The sequence below is a fragment of the Winogradskyella sp. ABM4_392 genome, from assembly GCF_056160445.1.
The window spans coordinates 674,660-694,611 of sequence record NZ_JBSWXE010000001.1 but is presented as its reverse complement, the minus strand read 5'-3'; the positions used below and the strand labels follow the sequence as shown (position 1 = coordinate 694,611).

Genomic DNA, 19,952 nt, shown 5'->3' with positions numbered 1-19,952 from the left:
AAGTTACGATTAATATTGATAAAAAAGCCTAAAGTTAATCTTTAGGCTTTTAATACTAAATCTTAGGAAATCTTTTCTTATTAATCGATAGTTGGCACTTTAACAGATCGGTTGATCCAACATCCAATTTTCAAAGTTTTACCAGCCAACCCACTAAGAAATATTTCTTCTTTAGTTGGTGCTTTGGCCAAATAATTATCTACATATGCTTTTACCGAACTTTCTAAGGTAGGATCCACTCGCGAGGCCTTCTTCGCCTCTTCAGCTGCTAACCAATATATAGCTCTTTGATGAAAATTATCTTTACCACAACTTTTGTCTTTCGCACTATCTGCATACATACTTGCAATGTACAAATGAGGCTTTCCATTTGATGGATTAAGCTGAAGTGCTTCGTATAAAAAGTTTCGTGCTTTAGAATATTGCCCTTTTTCTTTAAGAATAGTACCTATTCTAAACATAATATTGGCTTTTTTATAAGGTCTAGTTTCTCCCTTACCTGCCTTTTCTAAATATTGAAGAGCCTCTTTATCTTTTCCTTTTTTAAATAAGAGTGTTGCTATATATACTTTAGCATCTGCAGATGGCGCTACCTTATCGTATTGCTTTACCAACGTTTCATAAAGATCATCATCTGTACAGTCTTTATGATACATTCTGCTAACAGAACGTTTTAGCCAAATAGAATCGTTTTGATGTATTTCAAAATCCTTAGTGTAAAGTGGGATTAAGTTCTTACAGGTAGCTCTTTTATCTACAATAACATTCATGTTTTTCTGAATAAGCGTATAGTTTTTAAGATAACTTTCGTATGCCTTTTTCTTATTTTCTTCGCTACTAGAGAGCCTTCCGCCATTATCTATTTTCTCAACCAATGCATTTAATTTTTCAGAATAATTCTGAATTTCAACTTCTATTTTTTCGCTAACATCATCATAGTTATCAAACAGCTCTGCGGAAGATTTTTTTCCTGAATCGAATAATTCTACCATCAAAGAAAAATAGGTATATAAACCTTTGGGATGCGTAAAGGTTTCTTTATCTGCATTAAAAGCAGCATCAAAACACTCAAAAAGTTTTAAGGTGGTTTTCCCTAACTCTTCTTTGTGATCGTATTGTAACTGGCAAGCTTTTGCTTCATATTCACCTTGAGGAGTATCATTCTTAAAATGCTCTTTACGAAGTAACCATAAGTCTAACATATCATTTACAAAACTCAATTGAATCTCGCCTTTAGAATTTTCAATTTTATGTTTTAATATCTTTTCTCCATCTGAATATATTGCGAGATTTAAATTTGGGCAATTATTCTTTACATATAACCATGGTTCGTATGCAGCATCATATTTTTTGGCTTTAACAGCTTCGTGAAAAATTGAAAGTTTGGTTTTGCATTCTAATTCAGTTTGAGCATCAATACCGAAACTTAATAGCAAAACCACCGAGAAAACAATGGATCGTAGTTTCATAATAGTGGTTGATTTATAGTTAGTTATTCAATTAAACAAGCCACAAAAAATGTACCAAATCAACCTAAAGCAAAAAAGGCAAGCATAATATTATGCTTGCCTTTTAAAATTATCTGTACTCAAGGTGGGAATCGAACCCACACTTCCGAAGAAACTGGATTTTGAATCCAGCGCGTCTACCAATTCCGCCACTTGAGCAAAACAGGACAGCAAAAATATAAAATATTTTTCTGCAACCAACTAAAAATAGTGGGTTTTATGCTTTTAGTGAGTGAATAATTTTTCTAACTTTGAACGCATTAAATAATCCAACTAACAACGTCTTATAATTACTTTCTCAAATGCCTAATAATACCACAGAAGCCAAGATTTTTACATGCTCACAAAGCAAAGATTTAGCTGAAGAAATTGCAGCTGCGTACGGAGTTAAATTAGGTAACGTTATTACCTCTACCTATAGCGATGGTGAATTTCAACCATCTTACGAGGAATCAATCAGAGGTACACGTATTTTCATTATTGGTTCTACACATCCTGGACCAGAAAATTTAATGGAGATGTTATTGATGATTGATGCTGCCAAACGCGCTTCAGCAAGACATATTACTGCTGTTATGCCTTATTTTGGTTGGGCTAGACAAGACAGAAAGGATAAACCAAGAGTGCCAATAGCGGCAAAATTGGTAGCAAAAATGCTAGAAGCTGCTGGTGCAACTCGTATCATTACTATGGATTTGCATGCAGACCAAATACAAGGATTCTTTGAAAAACCTGTTGATCATTTATTCGCTTCAACAATATTTTTACCATACTTAAAAAGTTTAAATCTGGACAATCTAACAATTGCTTCACCAGATATGGGAGGTTCAAAACGTGCTTACGCCTACTCAAAAGCTTTAAAAAGTGATGTGGTAATATGTTATAAGCAACGTGCTAAGGCCAATGTAATATCGCACATGGAACTTATTGGAGATGTTACTGGCAAAAATGTTGTTTTGGTTGATGATATGGTTGACACAGCTGGTACACTTACCAAAGCCGCAGACTTAATGATGGAACGCGGTGCAAAAAGTGTTAGAGCTATTTGTACGCATCCTATTTTATCTGGTAGCGCTTACGATCGATTAGAAAACTCAAAACTCGAAGAATTAATCGTTACCAATTCTATACCTCTAAAACAAGAGAGTAAAAAATTAAGAGTATTAAGTTGTGCTAATTTGTTTGCAGAAGTGATGTACAATGTACACCACAACCAATCAATTAGTAGTAAATTTGTAATGTAGAACTTTTAATAATTCTCGGTTTTTGGCTATTTAAACCCGAATAAATAAAGAAATTACCGAAATTAGTGTTCTTCTACCTCAAAAAATAGCACAAAAGGCTAGTATTTCTCTATTATATGTTTAAATTTGCAGCCCTCAAAATGAGGAATTTAAATATTTAATAATTAAACTTTTAAAATGAAATCAATTACAATTAATGGATCTCAAAGAGAAAGCGTAGGCAAATCGTCAACAAAAGCCTTACGTAATGCTGGTCAGATTCCTTGCGTATTATACGGAGGAGACAAGCCTATTCATTTCTCTGCACCAGAGTTGGCATTCTCTAAACTTGTATACACACCAAATGCGCATACAGTTGTGATTGCCTTAGATAACGGTGAAGAATTAAATGCTATTATGCAAGACATTCAATTTCACCCAGTAACAGATAGAATTCTTCACATAGATTTCTATCAAATCTTCGAAAACAAAGAAATTACTATGGAAATTCCTGTACAAGTTGTAGGAACTTCTAAAGGTGTATTAAATGGTGGTGTTCTTAGAAGACCATACCGTAAACTTAGAGTTAAAGCTATACCTTCTAAATTACCAGATTTTATTGAGGTAGATATTACTCCTTTAAAAATTGGAAGTAAGCTTTACATTACTGAGTTAGAAAACGAAGATTATAAATTCTTACACCCAGACAATACTGTAGTATGTCAAGTAAGACGTTCTAGAGCGTCTATGTCAGTTGAAGACGAGGAAGAAGAAGATGATGATGCTGAAACTACAGCAGAAGCACCAGCAGCAGAAGCTCAAGAATAGTTTAAAAACTTTTCAGATATTTAAAAAAGCATTCTTTTACAGAATGCTTTTTTATTTTTACAGAAATTTAATAGAATGTGGAAACGCCTAAAAAAGTGGCTTGGTTTTGGCAGTGCCATTATAGAAAATGAAGAAGATCTTATGAAAAAATTCTTAATTGTTGGTTTAGGGAATATTGGAGAAAAATATCATAATACCAGGCACAACATTGGTTTTAAAGTTTTAGATTATTTAGCTGATAAAGAAGAAGCTACTTTTGAAACCGTAAAACTTGGAGATGTAACAACTATAAAAGTTAAAGGGAGAACACTAATACTCCTAAAGCCAAGCACTTATATGAATCTTAGTGGTAAAGCAGTAAAATATTGGTTAGAAAAAGAAAAAATTCCTTTTGAAAACCTCCTTATTATTACTGACGACCTTAACTTACCTTTTGGAACACTTAGACTTAAAACAAAAGGAAGTGATGGTGGACACAATGGGCTAAAAGACATTCAAGACAAACTGCAAACCACAAAGTATAACCGTTTTAGATTTGGCATTAGTGATACCTTCAGTAAAGGGAGACAAGTTGATTATGTACTTGGCGAATGGAATGATGAAGAAAACTCAAAGCTCGAAGAACGTCTTAAAATTTCAGCTGAGTTAATTAAATCCTTTGCTTTAGCTGGTGTTAGCAATACCATGAATCAATTTAACGGAAAATAGCCTACTTCATTATTAATTTTCTGTTTAAAGACCTAACTTTGATAAAATATTAGCAATCGCTTTGAAGTCTGAAAAAATCTTAACTATAGGTACCTTTGATGGAGTCCATATTGGTCACCAAAAAATATTAAAGCGCGTAGTTGCTCTAGCTCAAAAAGAGAATTTGGTACCTACTGTATTAACATTGTTTCCGCATCCACGAATGGTGCTTCAAAAAGATGATAATATAAGGCTTCTTAACACTATTGATGAGCGTATTCAGCTTCTTAAGAATTTAGGAATTGAAGAGGTTATTGTAAAAGAATTCACAAAAGAATTCGCTAATCTTTCTGCCAGAGACTATGTAGAACAAATTCTTGTAGATGAACTTAATACCAAGCAGATTGTGATTGGCTATGATCATCATTTTGGCAAAAATCGAAGTGCCAATATTGATGATTTAAAGTTTTTTGCTGAAGAATTCAATTTTAAGGTTGAAGAAATCTCAGCTCAAGAGATTAAAGATGTTACCGTAAGCTCAACAAAGATTAGAAATGCATTAAACAATGGTGACATTGAAATTGCTAATTCTTATTTAGACTATAACTATTTCATTTCTGGAAAGGTTGTAAAAGGAAAAGGCATTGGGAGAACTCTAGATTACCCTACAGCTAATATCCATATTAAAGAATCCTACAAGTTAATACCTAAAGATGGTGTCTATGTTGTTAAATCTGAAATAGAAGACACTGTTGTTTATGGCATGATGAATATAGGCACAAATCCAACTGTCAGTGGGAAAACAAGATCAATAGAGATTCATTTTTTTGATTTTGACAAAGATATTTATGGTAAAAATTTGAGAATTGAGTTTTTACATTGGTTACGAAGCGAACAGAAATTTGAAAGTCTCGAAGCTTTAAAAAAGCAATTAAGTAAAGACATGACTGACGCTATAGAGCATATAAAAACAATAAATGCATAAGTTTTTGTTTAAACATATCGATAATTCTGGTCTTATAGTCTTTAGGATTATCTTTGGTTTGCTATGCTTTTTAGAATCTGTTGGAGCCGTTTTTACAGGTTGGGTAAAACGTACCTTAATCGATCCTGAATTTACCTTCTCATTCATTGGTTTTGAATGGCTACAACCACTACCTGGAGACTGGATGTATGCCTACTATATCATAATGGGAATTTTTGGGTTATTCATCATGGTAGGCTATAAATACAGGTTCAGTATGTTAATGTTTGCTATAATGTGGACAGCAACCTACCTAATGCAAAAATCTTCCTATAACAATCACTATTATTTACTTGCCATTTTAAGTTTTTTAATGGTATTAATGCCTGCAAACAGATATGCGTCTTTAGATGCAAGATTAAATCCTTCTATAAAACGTATTTCAATGCCAGCTTGGTGTAAATGGGTTTTTGTTATACAATTGTTTATACTTTACACTTATGCCACGATTGCTAAGCTATATCCAGATTGGTTAGACACAACATTTATTAGCTTATTAATGAAAGGTAAGGCAGATTACCCTATAATTGGTGGTATATTACAACAAGAATGGCTTCATTATTTTCTCGCTTATGGAGGCATTATGTTTGATGGTTTAATTATTCCTGCCTTGCTATTTAAACCAACCCGAAAATTTGCCTTTTTTGTTTCAATATTCTTTCACCTATTCAATTCTATTGTTTTACAAATTGGTATTTTCCCTTATTTAGCTTTGGCTTTTAGCCTCTTCTTTTTTGAACCAAAGCTTATTAGAAATATATTTCTTAAGAAGAAAGACTTCTATGACGCACAAGAAGTTATAATACCAAAATACAGTTCTATATTCATTAGTGTTTTTGTTATCTATTTTATCATTCACATAGCACTTCCTCTACGTCATCATTATTTTGAAGATGATGTTCTATGGACAGAAGAAGGCCATCGTTTATCTTGGAGAATGATGCTACGTGCCAAAAGTGGTAGAGTATCGTACAGTGTTATTGATGAAGCAACAAACAATGCAATTCCCATAAAACTTAACGATTATCTTACAAAAAAACAGCAACGAGGCGCAAGCACAAAACCTGATATCATTTGGCAATTTGCACAGTATTTAAAGCAAGATTTTGCTAAAAAAGGAAAAACAGTAAAAGTATACGTTAGGGCTTACGTTAGTGTTAATGGCAAACGTTCTAAACCATTAATAGACCCAAAAGTAGACCTTGCAAATGAAGAATGGCATCATTTTAAACATCACGATTGGATATTGCCTTCCTCTTCGGCAGATTAACCTTCAAAATAGTTTTTATCTGCTCAAATTCTTATTACTTTTGTTGCCTTATTTAGTACACTTATTAGTGTAGTTTCAAATTTTTAGATATGTTACAAGTTGCTTTTATTAGAGAAAATAAAGAGGCTGTTATTAACGGTTTAGCAAAACGAAATATCGATGCTACCGAAATGATTAATGATGTCATTGCTTTTGATGAAGATCGAAGAAACCTTCAGACAAAATTAGATAATACTAAAGCAGAATCTAATGCCTTATCAAAAGAAATTGGTAACTTATTTAAATCTGGCGAAGCTCAAAAAGCCAATGTTCTAAAAGAAAAAACAACACAGTTAAAAGAGACCGTTAAAACTTTAGAGCAAGAGCTTAATGAAAAAGTAGATGCACTTAATGAGTTGTTGTATAAAATTCCTAATGTACCTAACGCAATAGTTCCAGCTGGTAATACAGATGAAGACAATGAAGAAGTGTATCGCGAAGGTAATATCCCAACATTGTATGAAGGTGCTTTACCACATTGGGAATTAGCCAAAAAGTACGATATCATTGATTTTGAACTTGGTAACAAAATCACTGGTGCTGGTTTTCCTGTTTACAAAGGAAAAGGTGCAAAATTACAACGTGCACTTATAACGTATTTTTTAGATAAAAATACTGAAGCAGGTTATACCGAAATGCAAGTCCCTCACCTAGTAAATGAAGCTTCTGGTTTTGGCACTGGTCAGTTACCAGACAAAGAAGGGCAGATGTATCATGTTACAGGTGACAATCTGTATTTAATACCAACAGCAGAAGTTCCTGCAACAAATATCTTTAGAGACACCATTCAAAACGAAGATGATTTACCTAAAGCAATAACAGGTTATACACCTTGCTTTAGACGCGAAGCAGGTAGTTATGGCGCACACGTAAGAGGATTAAATCGTCTGCATCAATTTGATAAAGTTGAAATCCTTAGAGTAGAGCATCCATCTAAATCTTACGATGCTTTAGATGGCATGGTAGATCATGTAAAAGGTATTTTGAAAGAATTAAAATTACCATACAGAATATTACGTTTATGTGGTGGAGATTTGGGCTTTACTTCTGCTCTTACTTATGATTTTGAAGTTTTCTCTACAGCACAAGATCGTTGGTTAGAAATTTCTTCAGTTTCAAATTTTGAAACCTTCCAAGCCAATCGTTTAAAATTACGTTTTAAAAACAGTGAAGGTAAGAATGAATTATGCCATACGCTTAACGGAAGTTCATTAGCATTGCCTAGAGTTTTAGCCGGAATTTTAGAAAACTACCAAACAGAAGAAGGCATTAAAATCCCTGACGTATTAGTGCCATACACTGGCTTTGACATGATTTCATAGCCACTTTCTATCGAAGATTTTGGATAGATTTGTTAAAAAAACGTGTTTTTAATCGATTTTTTATGTATTTCTTCGCTTTTTTTGTTTATTTTTATCAAGTTAGCAGTCCAAATCAAGGATTAGCCTAATTATGAAAAATGTAAAACGCATTGTACTACTCATTGCACTGGTTGTTATGGTAAGCAAAGTTTTTTTCTAATTACATAAAGTATTAAAAAAACCACGACAAAGTAATTGAATCATATTTATTACGAATAATGGTTAATAGCACATTTATTTTGCTGGTCAAAATGCCTAAACCCTACGTTTAGGCATTTTTTTATCATAACATTTACAATAACTAGAAACTGCATTTGTTATATTTACAAAAACGCTTTTTGTGAAGAACTATCTATTCTTAATATTGCTTTTTCTTACACTCTCTTTTGCGAGTTCGCAAAACAGCGAAGTGCTAGCTGATAGCTATTATAAAAAAGGGGAGTTTAAAAAAGCACTCGTCATTTATGAAAATCTAAACAAAGAAAAGCCGTATAGTTATAAGTATCTATTCAAACTTATAGACACACATCAGCAATTAGAGCAATTTGATACTGCCGAAAACATCATTATTCAGCGCCTCGAAAAACGAAGAAACCCAACTATGGTAGTAGAGCTAGGCTATAACTATCAGCTTAAAGATAGTTTAGATAGAGCAAAGCTGCTGTACAAAGAAGCTATAGATTACATAGACGAAAACCCAAACTACATTTACAGTGTCGCAAAAAAATTTGAAGATCATTCGCTTTTAGATGAAGCCATACAAGTGTATGACAAAGGTAAAATCTTAACGCCAGACAAAAACTACAGCATTCAATTAGCTAGAATTTATGGTGATCAAGGTAATATTGAAAAAATGTTTGAGAACTATATTGAATATATAGCCTACAGACCAAACTATATCAATAATATAAAACGTGCAGTAAGTGATTTCATATCTGAAAACAAGGATAACGAAAACAATGTTTTTTTAAGACGATTATTACTGAAGAAAATTCAGCAAGAACCCAATCCTTATTGGTATGAATTTTTGAGTTGGTTATATGTACAAGAGAAAGCCTATAACAAATCTTTTATTCAAGAAAAGGCATTGTATAATCGTAATCCTGAAAGTCTAGATCGTATTATTGAGTTGGCAGTAACAGCATTAGGCGATAATGATAGTGAAACCTCAAAAGACATTTTTAATTACGTTTTAGAAACCACTCAAGATGCTACTACAGCATTAACAGCGCATCAATATATTCTTGAAATTGACACCCAAAATGCAACATCAAAAAAAGAGCTGGATGTTATCGATGAAGCCTACAATAAACTGTTTGACCAATTCGGAAAATCTGAATTAACATTACCATTACAATTAGCTTATGGTGAGTTTTTAGCCTTTCATCAAAAAGACACCAAAAGTGCAACATCTTTTTTACGAAAAAGCATGAAACTGAATATTTCAGAATTTCAAGAAGCTGAAGTAAAACTGCTGTTAGCTGATATTTTGGTATTACAAGAACGTTTTAATGAGGCTTTAATCTTTTATTCTCAGATTCAGCTAAGTCTTAAGAACAGTACCATTTCGCAGGAAGCACGATTTAAAGTTGCAAAAACCAGCTATTACAAAGGTGATTTTGATTGGGCCGAATCACAACTCAAAATTTTAAAATCATCAACCTCTCAACTTATTGCCAACGACGCTCTGGATTTAAAACTACTAATCTCAGACAACAAGTGGGAAGACAGTACACAAACCGCATTAAAGTACTATGCCAAAGCAGATTTATTCGCTTTTCAGAATAAAACGGATGAAGCTATTTCACTTTTAGATAAAATTTTAGAAGAACATAAAGGAGAAAGTATCATCGACCAAGCTTTATTTCAACAAGCCAAATTGTTTGAAAAGAAAAAACAATACAACAAGGCTGAAGCCAACTATCTAAAAATTATTGCAGACTACAGAGAAGACATCTTAGCAGATGATGCACATTACTATTTGGCAGAATTATATAATACACATTTAGCCAAACCTGAAGAAGCCAAACAGCTTTACGAAAAAATCATTTTTGATTTTGAAGACAGTATTTACTTTATCGAATCTCGAAAAAAGTTTAGGATGCTAAGAGGTGATAGTATTAATTAAGTGTGAAGTTGTTAATCCAAAAACATTATTTTATTAATCTAGTGAGGAGTTTAGTTTTAATTTTTTCTGTTAGTATTTTTACTTTTTTCTCTTGTAATAACAATCAAGAAGAGTTGAAGGAAATACACTTATTTTTACAAGCTAACTTTGAATTTAACAACAGAACTTTAAATAAAAACAAAGGAGATTATTACAGAATAATTGAAGAAATGCCTTCACGAAAAATTGAAAAGCTAAATATACTTGACTCAAAGTTTGAGTTATTAATTTCAAAAATAGATAAAGCCATTTCAAACAAAGAAAGTAATCTAAAAATTATAAATTCTGAATTAAACCAAATTCTGAATCAAATCCCAAAAATTGTAAATAATAGAAAAGATTATTTATTACCTGAATTTAAACAACCAAAAACTGAATCTAATGAGTTAAGTCTAAAATATATGAAAAATAGACTTGTAATTGCGATGGCTTATGCTTTCGAATATGCAAGTCGACAAACTTATTCAGTTGATGGATTAAACAAAGTAAAAATTGATAGTATTATTTCAAGAAAAACTAAAAATGGAATTAAGCTAACTTTAACTTCTAGATTTGGACAACCCATTAGAGAAAATAGACATATCTTAATTGATAAAATCGAACTCAATGGTAAAGAAGAGAAAGTTGATTTTAAACTTAAAGATAATTACTCTATTGCTGATATTGAATTCGATTCATTGCAAACTGGAACTTATAAAATAGACGGAATCCTAAGATTTTATCATAGAGAACGTAAATTTGAAATTCCGTTTGACAAAACATTTAAAGTGAAGCAAGGCTATTAGCAAATTCATATAATTTTTAAGAAAATCTCTTACTAACAGTAAACAATGATTATATACAACGTCACAGTAAATATAGACGATTCCGTTCACGATGAATGGTTAGCCTGGATAAAAGAACATATCCCACAAGTTTTAGCTACAGGCAAGTTTGTAGACGCCAAACTCACCAAAGTATTGGTAAAAGAAGACATGGGAGGCATAACCTATTCTGTGCAATATAAGGCACATTCTAGAGAAGCTTTAGATGCGTATTATGCAGAGGATGCAGAGCGTTTAAGAGGTGATGGTTTAAAGCGGTTTGCAGACAAAATGTTGGCATTTAGAACCGAATTAGAGGTCATAGATGAGTATTCGGTAAATTTCAATTAAGTTTAAAATGGCACTCAATCAGAAAATATACAACAATAGAAAAACCTTAAGAATTATAAGTGTCTTAATGATGTTTCTAGGTGTAATTATTGCTTATTTTTGTTATAATTCTGAACCTTGGGAAACTATTGGTGGCTTTTTATGTGGTGCAGGATTCGCTTTATTTATAATTTTTGTTTCCCTTAAAGAACCCAAAAACCAATCTTAATCAGTGTCAAATCAAAATCAAGTTAGAGCCAAAAAGCACTTAGGACAACATTTTCTAAAAGATGAAAATATTGCCAAAAAAATTGCAGATACCTTAACACTGCAAGGCTATAAGGACGTATTAGAAATTGGTCCTGGAATGGGTGTGTTGACTAAATATCTTCTCAAAAAAGATATTAAAACTCACGTTATAGAGATTGACACAGAATCTGTTGAATACCTTAAAAACAACTACCTCAACCTTTCAGATAGAATCTACGAAAAGGATTTTTTAAAGTACGATTTAGCTGAAATTTTTAAAGATCAACCTTTTGCTATCATTGGTAATTTCCCATACAACATATCATCTCAAATAGTTTTTAAAACCTTGAAAATGCGTCATCAAATACCAGAATTTTCTGGTATGTTTCAAAAGGAAGTTGCCCAGCGCATTTGTTCAAAAGAAGGTTCTAAAATCTATGGCATTCTTTCTGTTTTAACACAAGCATTTTATGATGCTGAATATTTATTTACAGTACCGCCTTCAGTATTTAATCCGCCACCAAAAGTAGATTCAGGTGTACTATTGCTAAAACGAAAAGAAAATTTCACATTGCCTTGTGATGAAGCTTTGTTCTTTAAAGTGGTGAAAACAGGTTTTCAGCAACGTAGAAAAACATTGCGCAATAGTTTAAAAACTTTCAATCTTTCCGATAATTTAAAAGCAAATACTATCTTTGGGCAGCGACCAGAGCAATTAAGTGTTTCACAATTTATTGAGCTGACTTCGCTTATTGAAAACGACCAAAATTAAGTTTTACGTCATTTCGAGTGATTTCAAAATATAAATTTTGAAATTGTATCGAGAAACATAAAAAAACAAGTGGAAGAAACTCAAGACAACATACAATTTCAACTCACAGATGAGCTTATTGAAAAAGTAGAGGTCCTTGTTGAAGACAAAAACGACAAGGAACTCAAATCGCTTTTAAATGAGTTTCACTACGCTGATATTGCAGAAATTCTTGATGAATTAGATCTTGATGATGCACTTTATGTAATAAAACTACTAGATTCCGAGACCACCTCTGATGTTTTAATGGAACTCGATGAGGACAATCGTGAGAAAGTTTTAAAAAATCTTTCTGCAAAAGAAATTGCCGAAGAAATTGAGGAGTTAGATACCGATGATGCCGCAGATATTATTGCAGAACTTCCTGAAGAACGACAAGAAGCTGTAATCTCTCAGATTGAAGACGAAGAGCATAAGGCAGAGATTAAAGAACTTCTAACCTACGATGACGATACAGCTGGTGGATTAATGGCTAAAGAACTTGTAAAAGTTTATGAAACCTGGACAGTTGCTGGTTGCTTACGTCGCATAAGAGGACAAGCCAAGGAAGTTACTCGTGTGCACTCTATTTATGTGGTCAATAAAGAAGAAAAGTTAATTGGTCGCTTATCCCTTAAAGATTTAATTGTTGCAAAGAGTGACCAAAAGATTGCAGATATAGCAAAAGACAATGTAGATTATGTTAACGTAAAAGATGATGCTGAAGACGTCGCTAAGGTAATGGCAAAATACGATTTGGAAGCCATTCCTGTAGTTGATGACAACCAAACACTTTTAGGTAGAATTACCATTGACGATATCGTTGATGTCTTAAAAGAAGAAGCAGATAAGGATTACCAATTAGCAGCAGGTATTACCCAAGATGTAGATTCTGATGACAGCATTTTTGAGCTCACCAGAGCACGTTTGCCTTGGCTATTTTTAGGTTTAGTTGGTGGTGTTGGGGCTTTTTTAATAATGGAAGGATTTCAAGAAGCCTTCAGTAAGTATGCTGTTTTGTTCTTTTTTACACCACTTATTGCGGCAATGGCTGGTAATGTAGGTGTACAATCTAGTGCAATTATTGTTCAAGGTCTTGCTAATGATGATGTAAAAGGAAGCGTAAACAAACGTTTAATAAAAGAAATGCTCCTTGCTGCACTAAACGGAACTATTTTAGCTTTGTTCCTTTTCATTTTCGTTTGGATTTCTAAAGGTGAATTCAACACAGCTTTAGCCATCTCAGCATCTTTAATTGCTGTAATTATTGTGGCTGGATTGATTGGAACATTTGTCCCTTTATTTCTTGACAAAAGAGGCATAGATCCTGCTATTGCAACAGGACCATTTATTACCACTAGCAACGATATTTTTGGAATCCTGATTTATTTCTGGATTGCTAAATTGATTTTGGGTATCTAATTGTAACTGCTTTCGTAACTTTACTACATGAAAGCAATAAACATCAAAGAAAAATTTTCAAAATTCAATAAAAACTGGCATCCTCATCAGATAGCTGTAGTGGATGATATGCAAGTGATTCTGGCTAAATTAAAAGGTGAGTTTGTTTGGCATAGTCATGAAGATGAAGACGAATTATTTCAAGTCACTAAAGGAACACTTTATATGCAATTTAGAGATCGCACTGAAGTCGTTAAAGAAGGTGAATTAATTGTTGTTCCAAAAGGAGTAGAGCATAATCCTTGCACAAAAAATGATGAAGAGGTGCATGTATTGCTTTTTGAAAAACTAAGTACAGCACATACGGGAAACATAAAACACGAAAAGACACAAACGCATTATCCGAAAATATAAGTTTTGCATCTCTACACTAAAAAAAGATTCTGAAGCAAGTTCAGAATGACAAAACACCTATGAAGATTCTCCATTTAGACAAAAACCATCCTTTACTCATAAATCAGCTGAACGATTTAGGTTTTACCAATCACGAAGATTACACTTCATCAAAATCAGAAATTGAAGCTAAAATCGAAGCCTATGATGGTATTATTATAAGAAGCCGGTTTACCATTGACCAACAATTTTTAAATGCAGCTACAAATCTTAAATTCATAGGTCGTGTTGGTGCTGGTTTAGAAAATATTGACTGTGATTACGCTGAAAAAAAAGGTGTGCATTTAATTTCCGCACCAGAAGGTAATAGAAATGCTGTTGGTGAGCATGCCTTAGGAATGTTATTATCGCTTTTTAATAAATTGAACAAAGCAGATCGTGAAGTAAGGCAAGGCAAATGGCTCAGAGAAGACAACAGAGGCATAGAACTCGATGGTAAAACTGTTGGCTTAATCGGTTATGGTAATATGGGCAAAGCCTTTGCAAAAAAGCTTAGAGGTTTTGATGTGGAAGTGATTTGCTACGACATAAAAGATAATGTAGGAGACGAGAATGCTCTCCAAATATCGCTTAGCGATCTTCAGGAAAAAGCAGATGTCTTAAGTCTACATACACCACAAACTGAATTAACGATAAATATGGTAAATTCAGAATTCATCAATAAATTTAAGAAGTCGTTTTGGCTTATCAATACCGCTCGTGGTAAAAGTGTTGTAACAGCAGATTTGGTAAATGCTTTAGAAACAGGTAAAATCCTAGGTGCTGGATTAGATGTTTTAGAATACGAAAAATCGTCTTTTGAAAACCTCTTTACGTCTAGCAAAATGCCAACAGCTTTTGAATATCTCATTAATTCTGAAATTGTACTCCTAACACCTCATGTAGCAGGCTGGACGGTTGAGAGCAATATTAAACTTGCGCAAACAATCGTAGATAAAATTAAAGCAAAATTTTGCTAATTTAGAGGATTACTAAATCCATCAAATTATGCAATACGACGCATCATCACCTGAAGATTATATAAGTCAGGTACCTGAAGAACGACAAGACACACTTAAAAAACTTCGTAAGGTTATAAAAGATAACTTACCTAAAGGGTTTGAAGAAGGCATGCAATATAAAATGATTGGGTACTACGTACCGCACTCAGTCTATCCAGATGGTTACCATTGTGATCCTAAAACACCACTGCCTTTCATGAGTTTTGCGTCTCAAAAAAACTCTGTAAACTTATACCATATGGGCATTTATGCTAAGAAAGAATTACTAGATTGGTTTGTTGGCGAATATCCTAAGCACTGTAAACGCAAATTAGACATGGGTAAAAGTTGTATTAGATTTAAAAAAATGGATGAGATACCATTTGAGCTCATTGGTGAACTTACTAAAAAGATGAGCAGTGAAGAATGGATAGATATTTATGAATCAGCCTTAAAGAAAAAATAAAATGAAAAAACGAGTAACAGGAATTGGTGGGTTATTTTTTAAAACAAAAGATCCGCAAGCCTCAAAAGATTGGTATAAAAAACACTTAGGTTTTAACACTGATGCCTATGGTTGTACTTTTTGGTGGAAAGACCAAGATGGTAACGATTGTTCTACACAATGGAGTCCGTTTACAGAGGACACAAAGTACTATGAGCCTTCTAAAAAAGACTTTATGTTTAACTATAGAGTAGAAAATTTAAAAGAATTATTAGTGACTTTAAAAGAAGAAGGTGTCACAATAGTAGGAGAAATGGAAGAATACGATTACGGAAAATTTGGCTGGATTCTAGATAATGATGGAAACAAAATAGAACTTTGGGAGCCTGTAGACCAAGCATTTAAATAATCTGTAACAATTTTACACATTCTTCAACATATAATTACTACTAAAACCATTGACAATGACAGAAGAAAACAAAAATTTAGAAGACAAAGCAAATGATGCTGTAGAACAAGCTAAAGAAACCATTAATGAAACTACAGAAGCTACTTCTGAAAAAGCAAAAGACTTAAAGGAAAGTGCTTCTGAAGCTTTAGATTCTGCAAAGGAAAAAGCGGGAGAACTTGCCGACGATGCCAAAGAAATGTTTGGAAAAGCTAAAGACAAAGCTACAGAGTTTATTAATGAAGATGCTAAAGAAATCTATAGCAATGCAAAAGAAAAAGTTTCTGAGTTTACAGAGGAAGCAGGAGAGAAAATAGGTGAGTTTGCAGATACTGCTAAAGAAAAAGCAGCAGACTTAGCTGAAGATGCCAAGGAAACCTACCAAGAAGCTAAAGTTAAAGCCAAAGAATTTGCAAATGAAGCTGGTGAAAAAATCAGTGAATTTGCTGATGAAGCAGAAGAAAAATTAGAAGACTTAGCAGAAGATGCTAAAGAAACTTTTAATGAGGCTAAAGAAAAAACCAAAGGATTTTTTAGTAAACTATTCGGAAAAAAGTAAGCACATTTTTCACTAACTTTATAGTCTAACCAAAACATAAAATACTATGTCAGAAGACAATAAAGATTTAGGCGATGAACTTAACGACATGATTGGTGACGCTAAAGACAGTGCAAAAAAAGCTGGTGAAAAGATAAGCCAAAAGACAAGTGAAATGGCTGATGACGCCAAAGAATTTGCAAATGAAGCTAAAGAAAAAGCTTCTGAGTTTGCAAACGAAGCAAAAGAGGTTTTAAGTGATGGGAAAAATGTAGCCATTATAGCGCACATTACACTTATTGGATGGATTATAGCTATTGTAATGAACGGTAGCAACAAAACAGAACTAGGTTCTTTTTATATAAGACAAGTCTTAGGTATTATGCTTCTTGCATTAGTACTTGGTCTTATACCAATTATTAACTTTTTTGCTTGGATATTACCATTCGCCATGTGGATTATGAGCTTAATAGGTTCATTAAGTGGAGAAAAAAAACCTGTCTTTTTATTAGGTGAACAATTTCAAGATTGGTTTAAAGGTCTATAAAATAAAAACCCAGAAATTAGTTCTGGGTTTCTTTTTTTGTATATAAATCATAGTCTAAAGGTAATGTGTCACCCATTCGCTGGCTTCCCATAGCACCATTAAAATAAACGCCTTTTATAGCTGAATAATTACCATAAGCATCCAACAAAAAACTATCTACATACACATCAATATCACTTTGCTCTTTTCCATTGTATAGAATTGATACTTTTTGCTTAAGCGAAATCTCTTTAAGGCCTGTATTATCTTTTGCTTGTACCTTAAAATACTTATAGGCTTCTACTTTAAAACCTTTAAAATAAATCTCGTAACCTTCTTCTCTCAATTTTTTATGGAATAATGCACGCATAAAGTGCTGTACAGAACCTTTAAAAACTTTCTTACGGGTTCGCTTTGTGCTCTTCTTATTAGCTTTTTCTAGATCTTTATAAAAAGATGTACCAGCATAAGCAACTCTATCTAAAGCAAATTCTTGTTCTTTTAGGTTAGCATAACGGTATTGGGCTTCAAAATCTATCATATCAAAAGATATCTGGTATTGCAAAGCTTTATTTTTTATGATAATGGGAACTGTTGCACTTGCATACAACGTTTTTCTCTTTTTATCGTAACGTAGCACGATGTCATTCTCATTTAAAATTTTACAAGATTTACCATACTTTGAAGTTCCTAAAAACTCTTTTCTAAATAATTTAAGCTTTTGTTTTCTGGTTAAACCATCATCAAAGTCTATGAAAACTTCATCTAGACTTACATCTGTAGGCTTCAATTTTATTAAAATATTCTCTTTGGTTCTATAATCTGATATAACCTCTTTTTCGTAACCCAGATAAGAAATTACCAATGGAGATTGTATAGCATCAGAATAACTTATAGAAAATTGTCCTTCAACATCAGTTGTAGTACCAATAGTAGTATTGTCAAAATAAACGGCAACGGTTTCTAAAGGGTTATTGGTGGAAGCATCTAAAATAGTTCCTGTTAATGTTTGAGATAAACAAATTATTGGGAATAACAGAAAAAATAGAACTCTACTTATCATGATTATCCATGAATTTACGTTCTAGCTCAGCTTGAAATTCTTCCATAACAGGTCTTACTGTACTTTCTGGTAAATCGGCAATCTTAATATACATTAATCCATCAACAGCATTATTAAACAATGGATCTACATTAAAAGCAACAATCTTAGCATTTTGCTTAATGTATTTTTTTAGTAATACTGGTAGACGTAATGCACCTGGTTCTACTTCATCAATTAACTTATCGAGTTTATTTAAATCGGCTTCAGCTTCATCAAAAACAAACTCTTTATCAGCATCTTTAAGCTTTACTTTAAATTCTTTTTTAGGATGCACATATTGTGCTACGTAAGGGTCATAGTAGTGCGATTTCATAAACTCAATCATCAAACTCTTAGAAAAGTTTGAAAATTGATTACTAATACTTACACCACCTATTAAATATTTATGCTCTGGGAAACGCAATGTGGTGTGCACAATGCCTTTCCAAAGCAAGAATAAAGGCATTGGTTTTTGTTGGTATTCTTTTATGATGAAAGCACGACCCATTTCTATAGATTGACTCATCATTTTATACAGCTCTGGCTCAAAACGAAACAAATCCTGCAGGTAGAATCCATCAATACCATAACGTTCAAAAATCTGAGAACCTAATCCCATTCTGTAGGCACCAGCAACTATATTTTTTTCATTATCCCACAAAAACATATGGTGATAATACGTGTCAAACTTATCCAGATCTGTAGCTTCGTTTGTACCTTCACCAACTTCTCTAAATGTGATTTCTCTCAGCCTACCAAGCTCACTTAAAATATTAGGCATGTCATTGGCAGAAGCTAAAAACACTTCGTAATTTTTACTCGCTAACAATCTACAATCTTTATCTCTGAGATTTTCTACCTCAGCAACCATTAGCTCTGTATCAATTGGAGTTACAATTCGCTTTGGCGGTTTTGGTACTTTTACAGTAGATTTAATATTGTCTAAAATCTTAGGTTTATCCTCAAAAGTTTTAGAAAGCATATACGTTTTTCGTCTTAGGAAATCCGTAAAATCATTAAGTGTTTCGTGCTCTTTTTGATCATTAACTAAAATTGGTTTTCCTATTCTAACATTAATAGTTCGTCGTTTTTGAGTCAATAATTCTGAAGGCAATTTGGCTGTTCTTAACGTATCACTAATCTTTGAAAGTCTATAAAACAACCTACTGTTTTTAGCATGAAAATAAATCGGTACTACAGGTACTTCTGCCTTTTTTATAAGTTTCATTGCGGCTTCTTCCCAAGGTTTGTCAACCACTAACTTACCATCTCTATAAGTTGATACTTCACCTGCAGGAAAAACTCCTAATGGGTGCCCTTCTTTTAAATGTAAGATTGCATTTTTAAAACCTGTAATACTGCTTTTTGCATCCTTTCTATCTTCAAAAGGATTAACAGGCATAATGTAAGGCTTTAATGGTTCTATTCGGTGCAGTAGAAAATTGGCAATGATCTTAAAATCGCTACGCTGTTCTATCATTAACTTTAAAAGTAAAATACCATCTATACCGCCTAGAGGATGATTAGAAATCGTGATGTAAGCTCCGTCTTTGGGTAATCGCTTTAGATCTTCTTCAGGGATTTCAAACTTAATTTGAAAATCATCTAACAATGCATTCAAAAAATCTAATTCAGATAGATGCTTGTTTCTTTTGTATATTCTATTTATGGTAGAGATTTTAAGTACTTTCATTAGTAGCCATCCAAAGAAAGTACCCAGAAAACCATACTTATCTGCATTAATAGCCTTTGCAACTTCTTTTGCGGTTACTAATCCCATATCAGATGATTTCCTCAT

21 protein-coding genes and 1 tRNA gene are annotated in these 19,952 nt (G+C 32.9%); 18 read left to right on the top strand and 4 right to left on the bottom strand.

All coding sequences use genetic code 11. From position 1 onward, the window contains the following. Positions 1 to 80: 80 nt before the first annotated feature. Both ACXAFS_RS02965 and ACXAFS_RS02960 read right to left on the bottom strand, forming a co-directional pair. On the bottom strand, positions 81 to 1,469 hold the full coding sequence (locus ACXAFS_RS02965; RefSeq protein WP_475305198.1) for a tetratricopeptide repeat protein: 1,389 nt from the start codon (positions 1,467 to 1,469) through the stop codon (positions 81 to 83). 116 nt (positions 1,470 to 1,585) lie between these two features. Beyond that, positions 1,586 to 1,667 (bottom strand) — tRNA-Leu (locus ACXAFS_RS02960). Positions 1,668 to 1,810: 143 nt separating this feature from the next. On the opposite strand from ACXAFS_RS02960, the gene ACXAFS_RS02955 reads away from it, so the two are divergent. From ACXAFS_RS02955 to ACXAFS_RS02870, 18 genes are all read left to right on the top strand, one after another. Then, positions 1,811 to 2,752, top strand: a complete 942-nt coding sequence (locus ACXAFS_RS02955; protein ID WP_475305197.1) for a ribose-phosphate pyrophosphokinase — start codon at positions 1,811 to 1,813, stop codon at positions 2,750 to 2,752. A 177-nt stretch (positions 2,753 to 2,929) separates the two neighbouring features. Continuing rightward, entirely contained in the window at positions 2,930 to 3,559 is a 630-nt protein-coding gene (locus tag ACXAFS_RS02950) for a 50S ribosomal protein L25/general stress protein Ctc (RefSeq protein ID WP_475305196.1), read from the top strand. A 75-nt stretch (positions 3,560 to 3,634) separates the two neighbouring features. Beyond that, positions 3,635 to 4,267: an aminoacyl-tRNA hydrolase gene (gene pth, locus ACXAFS_RS02945; RefSeq protein WP_475305194.1), complete on the top strand. Its 633-nt coding sequence runs from the start codon at positions 3,635 to 3,637 to the stop codon at positions 4,265 to 4,267. A gap of 61 nt (positions 4,268 to 4,328) precedes the next feature. After that, positions 4,329 to 5,231, top strand: a complete 903-nt coding sequence (locus ACXAFS_RS02940; protein WP_475305193.1) for a bifunctional riboflavin kinase/FAD synthetase — start codon at positions 4,329 to 4,331, stop codon at positions 5,229 to 5,231. Next, positions 5,224 to 6,540: an HTTM domain-containing protein gene (locus ACXAFS_RS02935; RefSeq protein WP_475305192.1), complete on the top strand. Its 1,317-nt coding sequence runs from the start codon at positions 5,224 to 5,226 to the stop codon at positions 6,538 to 6,540. The genes ACXAFS_RS02940 and ACXAFS_RS02935 overlap by 8 nt, the downstream gene beginning before the upstream one ends. Positions 6,541 to 6,629: 89 nt before the next feature. Continuing rightward, positions 6,630 to 7,901, top strand: a complete 1,272-nt coding sequence (gene serS, locus ACXAFS_RS02930; protein WP_475305190.1) for a serine--tRNA ligase — start codon at positions 6,630 to 6,632, stop codon at positions 7,899 to 7,901. Positions 7,902 to 8,280: 379 nt separating this feature from the next. Further along, complete coding sequence (locus tag ACXAFS_RS02925; RefSeq protein WP_475305188.1) at positions 8,281 to 10,068, top strand: tetratricopeptide repeat protein; 1,788 nt, start codon at positions 8,281 to 8,283, stop codon at positions 10,066 to 10,068. A gap of 8 nt (positions 10,069 to 10,076) precedes the next feature. After that, positions 10,077 to 10,892 carry a hypothetical protein gene (locus ACXAFS_RS02920; RefSeq protein ID WP_475305187.1) on the top strand — a complete coding sequence of 272 codons (816 nt, stop codon included), beginning with the start codon at positions 10,077 to 10,079 and terminating at the stop codon, positions 10,890 to 10,892. Between the two features lie 45 nt (positions 10,893 to 10,937). Beyond that, positions 10,938 to 11,261, top strand: coding sequence for a DUF4286 family protein (locus tag ACXAFS_RS02915; RefSeq protein WP_475305186.1), 324 nt, complete (start codon positions 10,938 to 10,940; stop codon positions 11,259 to 11,261). A gap of 7 nt (positions 11,262 to 11,268) precedes the next feature. Then, the gene (locus ACXAFS_RS02910; protein WP_475305185.1) at positions 11,269 to 11,469 is read left to right on the top strand and encodes a hypothetical protein; all 201 of its coding nucleotides are present in this window, start codon (positions 11,269 to 11,271) and stop codon (positions 11,467 to 11,469) included. A 3-nt stretch (positions 11,470 to 11,472) separates the two neighbouring features. After that, entirely contained in the window at positions 11,473 to 12,261 is a 789-nt protein-coding gene (rsmA, locus tag ACXAFS_RS02905; RefSeq protein ID WP_475305183.1) for a 16S rRNA (adenine(1518)-N(6)/adenine(1519)-N(6))-dimethyltransferase RsmA, read from the top strand. A 69-nt stretch (positions 12,262 to 12,330) separates the two neighbouring features. Next, complete coding sequence (mgtE, locus tag ACXAFS_RS02900; RefSeq protein WP_475305182.1) at positions 12,331 to 13,701, top strand: magnesium transporter; 1,371 nt, start codon at positions 12,331 to 12,333, stop codon at positions 13,699 to 13,701. Positions 13,702 to 13,728: 27 nt separating this feature from the next. Further along, positions 13,729 to 14,094, top strand: a complete 366-nt coding sequence (locus ACXAFS_RS02895; protein ID WP_475305181.1) for a cupin domain-containing protein — start codon at positions 13,729 to 13,731, stop codon at positions 14,092 to 14,094. Between the two features lie 59 nt (positions 14,095 to 14,153). Continuing rightward, positions 14,154 to 15,092 carry a 2-hydroxyacid dehydrogenase gene (locus tag ACXAFS_RS02890; RefSeq protein ID WP_475305179.1) on the top strand — a complete coding sequence of 313 codons (939 nt, stop codon included), beginning with the start codon at positions 14,154 to 14,156 and terminating at the stop codon, positions 15,090 to 15,092. 28 nt (positions 15,093 to 15,120) lie between these two features. After that, positions 15,121 to 15,579: a DUF1801 domain-containing protein gene (locus tag ACXAFS_RS02885; protein ID WP_475305178.1), complete on the top strand. Its 459-nt coding sequence runs from the start codon at positions 15,121 to 15,123 to the stop codon at positions 15,577 to 15,579. A 1-nt stretch (position 15,580) separates the two neighbouring features. Then, a complete protein-coding gene (locus ACXAFS_RS02880) occupies positions 15,581 to 15,967 on the top strand; it encodes a VOC family protein (protein WP_475305177.1) in 387 nt (128 codons plus the stop codon). 55 nt (positions 15,968 to 16,022) lie between these two features. Beyond that, entirely contained in the window at positions 16,023 to 16,565 is a 543-nt protein-coding gene (locus tag ACXAFS_RS02875) for a hypothetical protein (protein ID WP_475305176.1), read from the top strand. A gap of 46 nt (positions 16,566 to 16,611) precedes the next feature. Next, positions 16,612 to 17,091: a YtxH domain-containing protein gene (locus ACXAFS_RS02870; protein WP_475305174.1), complete on the top strand. Its 480-nt coding sequence runs from the start codon at positions 16,612 to 16,614 to the stop codon at positions 17,089 to 17,091. 16 nt (positions 17,092 to 17,107) lie between these two features. Here the strand turns inward: ACXAFS_RS02870 and ACXAFS_RS02865 are convergent, their stop codons facing one another. Together ACXAFS_RS02865 and ACXAFS_RS02860 are read right to left on the bottom strand one after the other, a co-directional pair. Next, positions 17,108 to 18,133, bottom strand: coding sequence for a carboxypeptidase-like regulatory domain-containing protein (locus ACXAFS_RS02865; protein ID WP_475305172.1), 1,026 nt, complete (start codon positions 18,131 to 18,133; stop codon positions 17,108 to 17,110). Next, on the bottom strand, positions 18,123 to 19,952 hold the full coding sequence (locus ACXAFS_RS02860; RefSeq protein WP_475305171.1) for a GNAT family N-acyltransferase: 1,830 nt from the start codon (positions 19,950 to 19,952) through the stop codon (positions 18,123 to 18,125). Before ACXAFS_RS02860 ends, ACXAFS_RS02865 begins: the two co-directional genes overlap by 11 nt.